The following is a 14,119-nucleotide window of genomic DNA, read 5'->3' on the forward strand; positions in this document are numbered from 1 at the left end:
GGTGTATATCCCGAGACCTGCGCGCCCCGGCCTCAGGCAGGAACGATGTTGACCAGCTTCGGTGCCCGCACGATCACCTTGCGGATACCGCGGCCGTCCAGCGCGCGCTGCACGGCTGGGGCGGCCAGCGCCAGCTCCTGCAGCTCGTCCTCGCCGATCGACGGCGCTACCTCCAGCCGGTCCCGCACCTTGCCCTGCACCTGCACCACGCAGGTCACGGTCTCGGCGACCAGCAGCGCCTCGTCGGCCTCCGGGAACGCGTGGTAGGTCAGCGACTCGGTGTGGCCCAGCCGCTGCCACAGCTCCTCGGCGATGTGCGGGGCCACGGGTGCGGTCATCAGCACCAGCGGCTCGATGGCCTCGCGGGCGACGTGCGCCTGCGAGGTCAGGTGGTTGTTCAGCACGATCAGCTTCGCGATGGCCGTGTTCGGGCGCATCGCGGACATCTCGGTGCGCACGTCCGCGATCGTCCTGGCCACCACGCGGCGGGTCTCGTCGTCGGCCGGGGCGTCGGTGACGGTCAGCTCTCCGGTCTCCTCATCGACCGCGTTGCGCCACAACCGCTGCAGGAACCGTTGCGCCCCGACGACCGCGCGGGTGTCCCACGGCCGGGACAGGTCCAGCGGCCCCATGCTCATCTCGTACACCCGGAACGTGTCCGCGCCGTAGGCGGCGTACATCTCGTCCGGGGTGACCATGTTCTTCAGGGACTTGCCCATCTTGCCGTACTCACGGTTGACCACCTGGCCGTTCCAGGTCCAGATCGGGTCGCCGTCGGAGCCGACCTCCTCGGTGACCTCCTCGGCGGGCACGTGCACGCCGCGGGCGTCGGAGTAGGCGTACGCCTGGATGTAGCCCTGGTTGAACAGCTTGTGGAACGGCTCGACGCTCGAGATGTGGCCCAGGTCGAACAGCACCTTGTGCCAGAACCGTGCGTACAGCAGGTGCAGCACGGCGTGCTCGACGCCGCCGACGTACAGGTCGGCGCCCCCCGTGGTGGGCTTGCCGTCCGGGCCGGTGCGCGGCCCCATCCAGTACTTCTCGATCTCGGGGTCCACGGCCGCGGACGTGTTCGTCGGGTCCAGGTAGCGCAGCTCGTACCAGCACGAGCCTGCCCAGTTGGGCATCGTGTTCGTGTCCCGGCGGTAGACCTTCGGCCCGTCGCCCAGGTCCAGCTCGACGTTCACCCACTGCTCACCCCGGGCCAGCGGGGGCTCCGGGGAGGACTCGGCGTCGTCGTCGGCGTACGTGCGCGGCGAGAAGTCCGGGACCTCGGGCAGCTCGACGGGCAGCAGCTCGTCCGGCAGCGCGATCACGCGGCCGTCGGAGTCGTAGACCACCGGGAACGGCTCGCCCCAGTACCGCTGCCGGGAGAACAGCCAGTCCCGCAGCCGGTAGGTGACCGTCGCGGCGCCCAGCCCCCTGCGCTCCAGCCAGGCGGTGATCGTTCGCTTGGCCTGCGCCACGTCCAGCCCGTTCAGGCTGACCTCGTCGTTCGCCGAGTTGATGATGGCACCGTCGCCCCCGTAGGCACCGCCCTCGAAGCCCGACGGCGGCGCTACCGTGTGCACGATCGGCAGCTGGTAGGTGGTGGCGAAGTCGTGGTCACGCGCGTCCCCGCCGGGCACGGCCATGATCGCGCCGGTGCCGTAGCCGATCAGCACGTAGTCCGCGATGAACACGGGCAGCCGGGCGGCGTTGACGGGGTTGATCGCGTACAGGCCGGTGAACACGCCGGACTTCTCGCGGCCCTCGGCCTGGCGCTCGATGTCCGTCTTCGCCGCGGCCGCGGCGCGATAGGCGGCGACGGCGTCGGCGGGGGCCGTGTGCCCGCCGGTCCACGCGGAGTGGGTCCCCTCGGGCCACTCGGCGGGCACGCCCGCGTCCAGCAGCGGGTGCTCGGGGGCCAGCACCATGAACGTCGCACCGAACAGGGTGTCCGGGCGGGTCGTGAACACCTCGATCTCGGCAGCGGCGCCATCGGCACCCACGGAACTGGCGCCGTCGGCACCCGCGGAAGGGCCGCCGTCGCCCCCCGCGACCGCGAAGGTGACCCGGGCGCCCTCGGAGCGCCCGATCCAGTTCCGCTGCATGGTCTTGACCTTCTCCGGCCAGTCCAGCCGGTCCAGGTCGTCCACCAGCCGGTCGCCGTAGGCGGTGATCCGCATCATCCACTGGCGCAGGTTGCGCTTGAAGACCGGGAAGTTGCCGCGCTCGGAGCGGCCCTCCGCGGTGACCTCCTCGTTGGCCAGCACCGTACCCAGACCGGGGCACCAGTTCACCGGCACGTCCGCCACGTAGGCGAGGCGGAAGGTGCCCAGCACGTCCTCACGCTCGGCCGCGCTCAGGTCCGCCCAGTCCTGCCCGTCCGGAACGGCCCGCTCCCCCGCCGCGAAGGCGGCCTCCAGCTCGGCGATCGGGCGCGCGGCACCCACGCCGCCGCCGGGCCGTGGCGCGTCGTGGTCGTACCAGGAGTTGAAGATCTGCAGGAAGATCCACTGCGTCCAGCGCACGTAGCCGGCGTCGGTGGTGGCGAACGAGCGGCGCTCGTCGTGCGCCAGGCCCATCCGCAGCAGCTGGCGGCGCATCGTGTCGATGTTCTCGTCGGTGGTGATGCGCGGGTGCTGGCCGGTCTGCACGGCGAACTGCTCGGCCGGCAGCCCGAACGCGTCGTAGGACAGCGCGTGCAGCACGTTCGCCCCGGTCATCCGCTTGAACCGGCCGACCACGTCCGTGGCGATGTAACCCAGCGGATGTCCCACGTGCAGGCCCTTGCCCGAGGGGTAGGGGAACATGTCCAGCACGTAGAACTTCTCGGCCGGGACCTCACCGCCGCCGGCCAGGTCACCGGTCGGGTTCGGCGCGTGGAACGTGCCCTCGGCGGCCCACCGCTCCTGCCAGGACAGTTCTATGTGAGCCGCCAGGTCCGCGGTGTAGCGGTGGGCCGGGACGGCGACGTCGGTGCCGGCCGTATCGGTGACGGCGGCGTGAGGCTCAGACATGTGCGTTTCCTTGGGCAGGGCCACCGGCAGGCGGCGGCGTCACGGAGGCTGACATGAGAACGACCCCCCGCAGAACGTGGGAGGTCGGCCGCGCTGACGCGACGCCGCGTGGGCGTCCGCTGCAGATCAGCGCGGCTGGGTAAGCAACAGCTCCGTGGAGAACATCCCATCAGCCTACCGCAGCCCGATCTGCGCGGTGCCTGTGGCCGGCGGCACGGCAGACCTTGGTTCGCCTGGGCACGGACCTGCCGCACCGGGTCAGGGATGGATGCCCGCGGTGCTCTCTCGGACCACGAGACTGAACGGGACCTGTTCGTCGACAGGCGGCACCGGGCCGCCGTTCGCCGCGATCTGCGCCTCGAGCATCCGCAGCGCCGCCTCGGCCAGGGCCGAGCGGTCCGGGGAGACCGTGGTCAGCGAGGGCGTGACCGCCCGCGCATACGGGATGTCGTCGAACCCGACCACCGCGACGTCGTCCGGTACGTGCAGGCCGCGCAGGTGCAGCGCGCGCATCGCGCCGAGCGCCACCCAGTCGGTGACGGCGAAGATCCCATCGGGGGTGGCGGCGCCGAGCTCGAGCAGGGCCCGGGTCGCACGCTCGCCCTCCTCCCCCGAGTTGGCCGTGATCGGCACCATCAGCTCGGGCAGCACCGGCAGGCCCGCCGACTCCAACGCCTCGACGTAGCCCTGCTGGCGCGGCCCGGGCGTCGCCCCCACCAGCGCGATCCGTCGCCGGCCGAGCTCCAGGAGGTGCCCGACGGCGGCGCGTGCGGCCTCGGTGTTGTCGATGGCCACGTGGTGGGCCACGCTGCCGAACGTCTGCTCGCCGAGCAGCACCAGCGGGGTCCGGTCGGTGCGTGCGGCCAGGTCCGCGGGCGCGAGGTGCTGCACACTCACGATGAGTCCGTCGATCCGCTGGGGGAAGCGGCCCTCGAGCGCCTCCCGCTCGGCCGCGAGGTCACCGCCACTCTCGTGGATGAGCACGAACCAGCCACGGGCCTCGGCCCGCTCGACCACCCGGCCGGCGAGCGCCGCGAAGTACGGCATCTCCAGGCGGGGCACCACGAGCGCGATCACGCCGGAGCGTCCGCGGGCCAGGTTGCGGGCGGACAGGTTCGGCCGGTAGCCGACCTCCTCGATGGCCGCGAGCACCCGCGTGCGGGTGCTCTCGCTCACGTGCGCGTAGCCGTTGATCACGTTGGAGACCGTCTTCATCGACACCCCGGCGATCTCGGCGACGTCGGTGAGGCGAGGCTGCGGAGACCTCCGGTCCTGGACCACGGCGGTCACCCTACCCGAGCACGCGTGCGGCCTCCTCGACGAACTGCGCGGCTGCCGCGGCGGGCGTGGCCGCCCCGAAACCCACGTCCTCGTTCAGCCGCGGGAACACGCTGCCCTGCAACTCGCCGTAGCCGGTGGGCCAGGCGTCCGGCGACGGTCCGACCTGGTCGGCGATCTGGTCCACGAAGGCCACGGCACGTCCCTCCGGGGTCTGCGGGTCCAGGGCGAGCAGCTCCCGCGAGCTCGCCGAGGGTGGCACGCCGAGGGTCAGCCCGATGGACGTGATCGCGCGCTCGTCGTTGAGGAGGAAGTCGATCAGCTCCGCGGCGGCGTCGGCGTTCGCCGACGTGTTCATGACACACCAGAAGTCGAGGGCCTTGACGAACTGCCCGTCCAGGGACCCGGCCGTCAGGCCGGGCACCGGGCCGACCGCGAGCGGATACTCGGGAACCAACGGCTGGAGGAACGTGACCTGCTGCACCCACCCGAAGGTGACCGCGGCGTTGAGCTGTGAGAGCTGCGACGTCTCGAACGAGTCGCTCTCGGCCGTGACGTCCGGCGGCGGCACCGCCCCGGCCTCCCGCAGCGTCTGCCACATCACCAGCCACTCCTCGACGACGTCGGCGCCGACGGCCAGGCCCTGCTCGTCGAACAGGTCCGTGCCGTGCTGGCGCGCCCAGACCTCGAACATCTGGAAGTCGCCACCGGCGTCCGTCGATCCGTACTTCCCCGGTCCCGCGGCGTCAGCGAAGGAGGAGCAGAACTCGGTGAAGTCGCTCCAGCTCCACTGCTCGGGCAGCGCCACGCCGTGCTCCTGAGCCAGACCGGTGTTCCGGAACGTGGCGTGCGTGATCGAGGACTGACCTATCCCGTAGAGGCCGTCGTTCAGGGAGCCGCTGGTCGCGACGTCCTCGTCCAGCGCTGCGGTGTCGATGACGTCGCCCACGTGGTCGCTGAGGTCCAGGAGCGCCCCGCGGTCGGCGTACTCCGCGAGGAACGTCATGGACATCCGCAGCACGTCGGGCCCGTCACCGCCGGCCACCTGGGTGGCCAGCCGGTCCCAGTAATCGCCGAACGGGGCCTTCTCGGTGGTGATCGAGGAGTCCGGGTGGTCCTCGCCGAAGGCGGCAAGGGCGCCCTCGATGCCCTCGTGGGCGGGCTGACCGCCGTACCAGGCAACCCGCAGGGAGTCCGCCGAGCCGGAACCGTCGGCGCCGCCACCTGCGCCACCTCCGGAACGGCAGCTCGCGAGGGCACCCGCGATGAGGGCGGCGCCGCCGGCACCGAGGAACGTCCGTCGATCGATGGGTGACACGGTGACCTCCATTGGTCGCGGCACCGGCCGGGTCAGGCCCAGCGCCAGTTGTGGGGACGGTGGTTCGGCCGGTAGTGGCCTTCTGGCAGGTCGTCGGCGGCGCGCAGGAGCCACTGCACGAGCCGACGGTGCAGGTCCGCGCGAACCTCGCCATGGGCGGGGTCGTCGCTGAGGTCCTCGAGCTCGGCGGGATCGCGCTCGAGGTCGTAGAGCAGCTCGTCGCCGGTGTCGTCGACGACGAGCTTGTACCGGCCGCAGACGAGCATGCGCGTCTCACCGCTCATGGTGACGCTGTTCAGCTCGTCGAAGGTAGGCCCGTCGTAGGGGAAGTGCAGTGGCGGCCGGTCCGACTCGGCGTAGGAGACGCCGCCGAAGCCGGATTCGCCGAGGATGCTGCCGAACTCGGCACCCGGAGCGCCCTCGCCGCGCAACAGCGGAGCCAGCGACCGGCCCTGCACACCGGCGGGGATCGGTTCACCGAGCCACTCGGCGATCGTCGGCAGCAGGTCCACCATGGACACGAGCTCGTCGCGGCGCTGCGGCACGATCCCCGGCCCGCGCAGCGCCAGCGGGATGCGCATCAGGGCGTCCGACATCCCGGCGCCCTTGCGCTGCAGGCCGTAGTCGCCGAGGAAGTCCCCGTGATCGGTGACGAACACGAAGAGGGTGTTCTCGCACCGGTCGCCGAGGTGGTCGAGGAGGCGCCCGACCTGGTCGTCGATGAGGCGCAGCATCCCGAGGTAGTTCGCGCGGTAGCGTCGCCAATGCTCGTCGTAGCCGGGCCGCTTGTCCTCGATGAGCCGGCGCAACCAGCGGTAGCGCCACCCGAGCCGGTCCAGGACCTCGGGTCCGACGGCCCGCTCCGGCACGTCCGCCTCGGCGAACATGCTGAAGTACGGCTCGGGCACCTGGTAGGGATTGTGCGGCTCGGGGAAGGACAGCCAGAGGAAGAACGGCCGCTCGGCGGCCGTGGTCCCGAGTGCTTCGATGCCGCCGTCGACGATCCGGTACGGCAGCTGGGCCTCGACCCCGAACGGCGTGGGCTCGGCGGCCACGCCGTGGTCGAGCCCGCGCAACCACGCGTCGAACTCGGCGTGCTCACTGTCGGTGCCCGGTCCGCCGTCGTGCAGGTACGGGCCGTTGAAGGTGTCGAAGTCAGCCGGGCCACGATGCATGTGGGGCTTGCCGCTGAAGTGCAGCGAGTACCCGGCGCCGCGGAGCAGGTCCAGCAGGTCGGTGGCGTACCGGGCGAACTCCGCCGTGCTGTTCTGGCGCACGCCGTGCGCGCTCGGGAACCGGCCGGTGAGCAGGCTGGTGCGGGCCGGTACGCAGACCGGGCTGGAGGTGTAGGCACGGGGAAACCGCGCTCCGTCGGCGAACAGCCGGTCCAGGCGCGGCATCGTGTCCGGGCCGCCCTCGGCTGCGGTGAAGCCGGCGCGCTGCTGGTCGGTCATCAGCAGCACGATGTTCGGCTGGTCGGTGGATGTCATGGAGCCTGGGATTTCCTCTCGCGGGTCCGGCGGCCTCGCCGGGTGCGTCAGAAATCTACAGCGCTGTAGACGTCCGAGTCCAGAGATTCGCCAGATGAGTTTCTAGCGCTGTACTCGCTGGCGGCGCGATTGGACCGCCGGCCGTTTCAGACGCCACTGACCCGAGCGGGCCCGCTCGCACGGGCTCGCTCGGGTCGACGGATCAGGCCCCGGCGTGTGCCCGTGCGGTGACGACGGCCAGACGCAGCGCCTCGTCGCCGGCGCGGGCGATGCGCTCGGTCAGCGCGGGCATGGCCCGGCCCGCCACGGCGAAGTCGTCGGCGGAGGCATAGACGGCCGTCGGTGCGATCAGTGCACCGAAGTAGGCGAACAGCGGCCGCATCGCCTGGTCGATGGCGAGCTGGTGTCGCGACGAGCCGCCGGTGGCGCCGAGGAGCACCGTCTTGCCGCGCATCGCGACGGGGTCCACCAGGTCCATGAAGGCCTTGAAGATGCCCGCGTAGGAGCCACGGAACACCGGGCTCGCCGCGATCAGCAGGTCCGCGCCCTCGACCAGCTGCAGGGCCTCGTCGAGCGCGGGGCTCGGCAGCCCGAGCACGGTCGCGTTCGCGACGTCCGCAGCGTGCTCGCGCGCCTCGACGGTGCGCAGGCTGACCTCGACACCGGCCGCAGTCGCGGACTCGGCGACGGCGGAGAGCAGGTCGTCGGTGAGCGTGCGGGTGGTCGAAGGGAAGCCGACGCCGCCGGTGAGGGCGACGATCTTCAGTGGCTCGGTCATGAGCTCGGGGTCTCCGTTCTGGTGCGGATCCGGTTGGTGGTCGGGGTGTCGGTGACGGCCGCCTGCAGTCGCTGGCAGATCCGGGCCAGGGCGAGCTGGTCGGCCTCGTCCAGACCGGCGTCGACGAGGGCCGAGATGTGGCGCACGTGCCGTCGTCCGATCTGCTTCTGCTGCTCGGCTCCAGCGTCGGTGAGCGCGACGACCACACCGCGGCCGTCGTCATCGGCCTCGCGCCGGGCGACCAGCCCGGCGGCGGCCAGGCGGTCGACCATCCGGGACAGGCTCGGCTGCGAGATGAGCAACTGGGCGTTCAGGTCGCGAAGCCGCGCCGCGCCGTCGGGCATCCGGGAGAGGTTGAACAGCACGTCGTACTCACGCGAGCTGAGCGGTTCGAAGTCGCGCGCGGCCTCGAACCGCCGCATCAGCGTGACCTGCGTGCGGAACAACGCCTCCCAGGCCAGTGCGGCCGTCCTGGTGGTCATGATGCGGTGCGACCGGTGACGGTGTCCTTGACGACCTCACGCGGGGTGAGGTCGACCTCGGCGCCCTTGGCCGCGACCAGCGCCGCGTGCGTGGGGCCGTCCGGCACGTGCGCCGGCCGGTTCTTCGCGAACTCGGCGCGCAGCACCGGCACCACCTCGCCGCCGAGCAGGTCGAGCTGCTCGAGCACGGTCTTCAGGGGCAGGCCGGCGTGGTCCATCAGGAACAGCTGGCGCTGGTAGTCGCCGAAGGTGTCGCGGAAGGCCAGGGTGGAGTCGATGACCTCCTGCGGGCTGCCAACGGTCAGCGGGGTCGCGTCGGTGAACTCCTCGAGCGAGGGGCCACCGCCGTAGACCGGCGCGTTGTCGAAGTACGGACGGAACTCGCGGACCGCGTCCTGGGAGTTCTTGCGCATGAACACCTGCCCGCCGAGGCCGACGATCGCCTGGTCGGCGGTGCCGTGCCCGTAGTGCTCGAAGCGCTGGCGGTACAGGCCGATCAGCTGCTTGAAGTGCTCCTTCGGCCAGAAGATGTTGTTCGCGAAGAAGCCGTCGCCGTAGAACGCGGCGAGCTCGGCCACCTGCGGTGAGCGGATCGAGCCGTGCCACACGAACGGGGCGACGCCGTCGAGCGGACGCGGGGTGGACGTGAAGCCCTGCAACGGAGTCCGGAAGCGGCCCTCCCAGTCCACGACCTCCTCATCCCACAGCTGGCGCAGGAGCTGGTAGTTCTCGACGGTCAGCGGGATCGCCTGGCGGATGTCCTTGCCGAACCAGGGATACACCGGGCCGGTGTTGCCGCGGCCGAGCATCACGTCCGCCCGACCGTCGGAGACGTGCTGGAGCATCGCGAAGTCCTCGGCGATCTTCACCGGGTCGCTCGTCGTGATCAGGGTCGTCGAGGTGGACAGGATGATCTTGGACGTCTGCGCGGCGATGTAACCGAGCATCGTGGTCGGCGAGGAGGGGATGAACGGCGGGTTGTGGTGCTCCCCCGTCGCGAACACGTCCAGACCGACGTCCTCGGCGTGCTTGGCGATCGTCAGGATCGCCTTGATCCGCTCACCCTCGGTGGGCGTCTTGCCGGTGGTCGGATCCGTGGTGACGTCCCCGACGGTGAAGATCCCGAACTGCATCTGAACTCCTCCTCGATCTTCATGCGTTTGCATGATTCTACGGGTGTCAACGCACGACGGCGTCAGGTATTCCCGGCGGGTCGCTCGCCTTGGTCGTGGCGTGCGCCACAACGTCCCGCCGACGGCGGAGGGTCGGCTCGGCCTGTCGGCTCGCCGCTCGAACGCGAGGCTGTTGGCTCCGATCCGACGAGACGGGGCAACAATCTCGCGTTCAAGCGCGACCCCGGTCGGTCGGCCGGTCGGTCAGGGGCGGGCGGCCTCGAGGACGTCGGCCACCTCGGCGAGGGAGCGGATCAGCGCCGGCAGGCGCTTGCGGCGCGCGTCGTAACCCGCGACCACGTCGGCGGGCACCGGGACGTCAGTGCCGCCGTCGACCCCGCCGTCGACGCCGGGACCACCGACCGCCCGCAGCGCCGTGGCCAGGTCGGCGGCGCCGTCGAGGGCGTACCAGCCCAGCGCCGCGGCACCGAGCGCGGTGCCACCGGCGTCCGAGGCGATCGCGAACGGCCGGCCGATCGTGGCGGCCATGACCTCGCGCCACAACTCAGCCCGGAACGGGCCCCCGGTGGCGCGCACGGCCCGAACGGGGGCCACCGCGTCCAACAGGTCCACGATCGTGGCGACCTGCAGGCAGACCCCCTCGACCGCCGCCCGCAGGAAGTGGGCCCGGCCGTGGTGGTGGCGCACCCCGAGGAACGCGCCGGTCAGGTCCGGGTCCCACAGCGGTGCCCGCTCCGAGAGCACGTAAGGGAGCATCACGAGTCCGTCCGCGCCCGGCGGGACCTGGGATGCGAGCGCGAGGAGCTCGGTGTCCGCGTGGCCGTGCGCGAGCAGGTCCGGGGTGAACGTCTCCCCCGCCCAGCGCAGCGTGATCCCGCCGTTGCTGACGGCGCCGCCGAGGACCCACAGGTCCTCGGTGAGGGCGTAGCAGAACAGCCGGCCGGCGTCGTCGGTCACCGGCTCGTTGACGGCCATCCGGACCGCGCCGCTGGTGCCCAGGGACAGGCCGGCGATCCCGGGCGTGATCGCGCCGGTGCCCAGGTTGCCGAGCGGGCCGTCCGCCGCGCCGACGGCCACGGGCAGCCCGGCGGTCAAGCCCGTCGCGTCCGCCACGCCGTTGGTCAGGGGCAGGGTGGCGGTGGTGGGCAGCACCTCGGGGAGCTGGTCGGCGCTGACGCCGGCCAGGTCGAGGGCCAGCGGGGACCAGGCCCGGGTGTGCACGTCGAGCAGCCCGGTGGCGGAGGCGCTGGAGAGCTCGGTGACCAGGCGTCCGGTCAGGTGGGCGAGGACCAGGTCCTTCAGGCCGACCCAGCGACGCACCCGCGCGGCCAGCTCCGGCTCGTGCCGGGCGAACCAGATGAGCTTGACCAGCGGGCTCATCGGGTGGACCGGCGTGCCGGTCAGCCGGAGCAGTTCCGCGCCGCGGCCGGCCGCACGCAGTTCGCGTGCCTGGGCTGCCGAACGCGCGTCGGCCCACGTGATCAGCGGGGTGAGCGGCCCCCCGTCGGCGTCGAGCCCGATGAGCCCGTGCATCGCGGCGGACACCGACAGGCCGAGGACCCGGCGCTCGCCCAGCTGGGCGACGACATCGGCGAGCGCCGCGTCGACCCCGGTGAGGATCGCGGCGGGGTCCTGCACCTGCCAGCCCGGGCGGGGCTGCTCGAGCGGGTATTCGCGCTGTGCCGCCGCGACCGAGGCCCCGACGGCGGTGGTGGAGCGGCCCTCCCCGGCGGCGTCGGCCACCTCGAAGGCGGCCACCTTCGCGGCCGTGGTGCCGACGTCGAGGCCGATCAGCACCGGGAGAGCACCAACCACCGGGGCTACTCCTGGATCGCCGCAGCCTGGGCGACGACGGCCGCGACCAGGTCCGCGTCCGCGCCCAGGTCCGCCTGGAGCGTGTTCAGGACCGCGGGCACGACGTCGTCAAGCTCGCCCGCGTTCGCGGCGTCCTGCGCCGGGCCGGCGCCGGGGTCCTTGACCGGGGCACCGACGCCACGCAGGTGCAGCACCCACCCGGCGAGGGTGGTGGCCGCACCCACCGGGACCCGCCCGGCGGCCCGCTCGGCGTTCAGGGTGGGCAGCGTGCGCACGGGAAGCTTCTGCGAGCCGTCGCTGGCGATCTGGGCGAGCAGGTGCCGAACCCGCTCGTTGCGGTAACGGTCCAGGAGTGCGGCGCGGTAGGCGCTCACGTCCCCGACCGGCAGGCCGAGGTTGGCCTGCGCCTCGTCCCAGAACTGCTCGACCCAGGCCAGGCAGCTGGGGTCCGCGATGGCCTGGTCGATCGTGGTGTGTCCGCGCACGCTGCCCACATAGGCCAGCTGGGAGTGCGAGCCGTTGAGCAGCCAGAGCTTGCGCCGCTCGTGCGGGGCGACGTCGTCGACGACCTTCGCGCCGGCGTCCTCCCAGCGGGGCCGGCCGGCCGGGAACGCGCCCGAGATGACCCATTCGCTGAAGGGCTCGGTCGGAACCGGGGACGCGTCGTCATAGCCACGCTCGGCGGCCACGTGCGCGCGGTCGTCGGTGGTCGTGGCCGGGGTGATCCGGTCCACCATGGACGTCGCGAAGTCGACGTTCGCGTCGGTCCAGTCCACGAGGGACTCGTCGACGAGCGCCGCGAGCTCGGTGACAAGGGTGCGGGTGACCGAACCGTTCTCGGGCAGGTTGTCGCAGGACAGGATCGTCAGCGGACCGGCCCCGGCGGCCCGGCGGGCGAGCAGCCCGGCGACGAGCTTGGCCGGCATCGTGGTCACGGGCGAGCGTGGGTCCTCGCGCAGCGCCGAGACGTCGGCGAGCACCTCGGGGCGCCGGGCGTCGAGGTGGTCGCGCTCGCCGCGCACGTAGCCGTGCTCGGTGACAGTCATCGTGACGATGGCCAGCTCCGGGTCGGCCAGGTAGCCGAGGTAGGCGTCCTGCTCGGACGCGGCGTGCACGGCGGACAGCGAGCCGACCAGTTCGTAGGAGTCGCCCTCGCGGCCACGCACGACGAGCGTGTACAGGCCGTCCTGTGGGCTGAGCGCCTCCGCCTGATCGGGACGGCGACCGGTGAAGGCCGCGATCCCCCACTCGGCGGCGTCCGGCGCGTGGTGGGTGTACCAGGCCTGGTGCGCGCGGTGGAAGTTGCCCACCCCCAGGTGCACGATGCGCACCGGCGCGGCGGCCGGCGTATCGGGCAGGGATCGGGACAGCCGAGGGGTCGCAGTCACAGCTTGAACACCTTTCGCGGGTTGTTCGCCACCAGGTCGGTGATGGCCTCGAACGCCTCATCCTCGGGCAGCCGGTGCTCGACGACCAACTTCGCGATGTATCCGGCGTCCAGGCGGCGGCTCATGTCGTGGCGGGCCGGGATGGAGCAGAACGCGCGGGTGTCGTCGATGAAGCCGGACGTGCGAGCGAACCCGGCGGTCTCGGTCACGGCGGCGCGGAACCGCTGGATCGCCTCCGGTGCGTCGATGAACCACCACGGCACGCCCACGTACACGGACGGGTAGAACCCGGCCAGCGGCGCGATCTCGCGCGAGTAGACGGTCTCGTCGATGGTGAACAACACCAGGTGCAGGTTCGGGTGGGTCCCGTAGGCGTTCAACAGCGGCCGCAGCGCGTCGGTGTACTCGACCGCGATCGGGATGTCGCAGCCGACGTCGGCGCCGTAGGTCTCGAACGTCGGCGTGTGGTGGTTGCGCCGCACGCCCGGGTGGATCGTCATGACCAGGCCGTCCTCGCAGGACATCCGGGCCATCTCCGAGATCATGTGCCGGCGCAGCGCCGTGGCCTCGTCGTCGGTGACCGAGCCGGAGCGAGCGGCGGCGAAGATCCGTGTCGCCTCCTCGGTGCTGAGGATGTCGGTGCGGGCGTCGATGACGCCGTGGTCGGCCGAGACCGCACCGTGGGCGACGAAGTACCGACGGCGGTCCTCGAGTGCGGCGATGTAGCCGGCGTAGTCGCCGGTGTCGATCCCGGAGACCTCCCCGAGTCGGTCGACGTCGGCGTTCCAGGTGGCCAGCGAGGCGTCCAGGTACTTGTCCGGGCGGAACGTCGGGACCACTCGGCGCGTGAACGAGGCATCCTCGGCGAGCTGGGTGTGGGCGGACAGGTCGTCGCACGGGTCGTCCGTGGTGGCCATGACCGCGATGTCGAAGGCGTCCATCAATGCCCGCGGGCGGAACTCGGGGGTCGCGATCTTCGCGGCGATCTGGTCGTAGATCGCGTCGGCGTTCGCCTCGCTCGGACGCTCGGTGATGCCGAAGATCGGACCGAGCTCATCCTCGAACCAGTACCGCACCGGGGTGCCTCGGAAGGCGGACCAGTTCGTGCAGAGGATCCGGAACGCGGCGCGGGCGTCCTCGTCCGAGAGCGGCCCACGGCCGACCCCGAGGTCGGCCAGCGACGCCCCGTTCGCGTGCAGCATCCGGTTCACGTAGTGGTCCGGTGTGATCAGCAGCGAGGTCGGGTCCCGGAACGGGACGTCCTGCGCGATCCACTGCGGCGGCACGTGACCGTGCGGGGAGATGATCGACAGGTCCTTGACCGAGTCGTAGAGCCGGCGTGCGACGGACCGCAGCGAGGGGTCCGCGGGCAGCAGTCGATCGGGGTGGACGTCAAGGGCGGCGGTGGCTGACATGGGCCCCATCCTCGCGGACC

Annotated in this window: 10 protein-coding genes; all 10 read right to left on the reverse strand. The window is 71.8% G+C overall.

Annotation, left to right across the window (positions count from 1 at the left end; translation table 11 throughout):
* Positions 1–32: 32 nt before the first annotated feature.
* On the reverse strand, positions 33–3,002 hold the full coding sequence (gene leuS / locus GKS42_RS15975; RefSeq protein ID WP_154794730.1) for a leucine--tRNA ligase: 2,970 nt from the start codon (positions 3,000–3,002) through the stop codon (positions 33–35).
* 258 nt (positions 3,003–3,260) lie between these two features.
* Positions 3,261–4,283 (reverse strand): LacI family DNA-binding transcriptional regulator, encoded by a 1,023-nt coding sequence (locus GKS42_RS15980; RefSeq protein WP_210769199.1) that lies wholly within the window; start codon positions 4,281–4,283, stop codon positions 3,261–3,263.
* A 10-nt stretch (positions 4,284–4,293) separates the two neighbouring features.
* A complete protein-coding gene (locus GKS42_RS15985; RefSeq protein ID WP_168217865.1) occupies positions 4,294–5,598 on the reverse strand; it encodes an ABC transporter substrate-binding protein in 1,305 nt (434 codons plus the stop codon).
* 32 nt (positions 5,599–5,630) lie between these two features.
* Positions 5,631–7,088, reverse strand: a complete 1,458-nt coding sequence (locus tag GKS42_RS15990; RefSeq protein ID WP_154794732.1) for a sulfatase-like hydrolase/transferase — start codon at positions 7,086–7,088, stop codon at positions 5,631–5,633.
* Between the two features lie 202 nt (positions 7,089–7,290).
* Positions 7,291–7,866, reverse strand: a complete 576-nt coding sequence (locus tag GKS42_RS15995; RefSeq protein ID WP_154794733.1) for a CE1759 family FMN reductase — start codon at positions 7,864–7,866, stop codon at positions 7,291–7,293.
* On the reverse strand, positions 7,863–8,348 hold the full coding sequence (locus GKS42_RS16000; protein ID WP_154794734.1) for a MarR family winged helix-turn-helix transcriptional regulator: 486 nt from the start codon (positions 8,346–8,348) through the stop codon (positions 7,863–7,865). Before GKS42_RS16000 ends, GKS42_RS15995 begins: the two co-directional genes overlap by 4 nt.
* Positions 8,345–9,481 (reverse strand): LLM class flavin-dependent oxidoreductase, encoded by a 1,137-nt coding sequence (locus tag GKS42_RS16005; protein ID WP_154794735.1) that lies wholly within the window; start codon positions 9,479–9,481, stop codon positions 8,345–8,347. Before GKS42_RS16005 ends, GKS42_RS16000 begins: the two co-directional genes overlap by 4 nt.
* A 243-nt stretch (positions 9,482–9,724) precedes the next feature.
* Positions 9,725–11,296: a gluconokinase gene (locus GKS42_RS16010; protein WP_154794736.1), complete on the reverse strand. Its 1,572-nt coding sequence runs from the start codon at positions 11,294–11,296 to the stop codon at positions 9,725–9,727.
* Between the two features lie 5 nt (positions 11,297–11,301).
* The gene (locus tag GKS42_RS16015; protein ID WP_210769200.1) at positions 11,302–12,684 is read right to left on the reverse strand and encodes a mannitol dehydrogenase family protein; all 1,383 of its coding nucleotides are present in this window, start codon (positions 12,682–12,684) and stop codon (positions 11,302–11,304) included.
* Entirely contained in the window at positions 12,681–14,099 is a 1,419-nt protein-coding gene (gene uxaC / locus GKS42_RS16020; protein WP_154794737.1) for a glucuronate isomerase, read from the reverse strand. The genes GKS42_RS16015 and uxaC overlap by 4 nt, the downstream gene beginning before the upstream one ends.
* Between the last annotated feature and the right edge of the window lie 20 nt (positions 14,100–14,119).

It is taken from the genome of Occultella kanbiaonis, assembly GCF_009708215.1.
Lineage (GTDB): Bacteria > Actinomycetota > Actinomycetes > Actinomycetales > Beutenbergiaceae > Occultella > Occultella kanbiaonis.

Excerpts from the sequence above, each read along its gene's own strand:
- leuS (WP_154794730.1), bottom strand. The coding sequence starts at position 3,002 with ATGTCTGAGCCTCACGCCGCCGTCACCGATACGGCCGGCACCGACGTC.
- GKS42_RS15990 (WP_154794732.1), bottom strand. The coding sequence starts at position 7,088 with ATGACATCCACCGACCAGCCGAACATCGTGCTGCTGATGACCGACCAG.
- GKS42_RS15995 (WP_154794733.1), bottom strand. The coding sequence starts at position 7,866 with ATGACCGAGCCACTGAAGATCGTCGCCCTCACCGGCGGCGTCGGCTTC.
- GKS42_RS16000 (WP_154794734.1), bottom strand. The coding sequence starts at position 8,348 with ATGACCACCAGGACGGCCGCACTGGCCTGGGAGGCGTTGTTCCGCACG.
- GKS42_RS16005 (WP_154794735.1), bottom strand. The coding sequence starts at position 9,481 with ATGCAGTTCGGGATCTTCACCGTCGGGGACGTCACCACGGATCCGACC.
- uxaC (WP_154794737.1), bottom strand. The coding sequence starts at position 14,099 with ATGTCAGCCACCGCCGCCCTTGACGTCCACCCCGATCGACTGCTGCCC.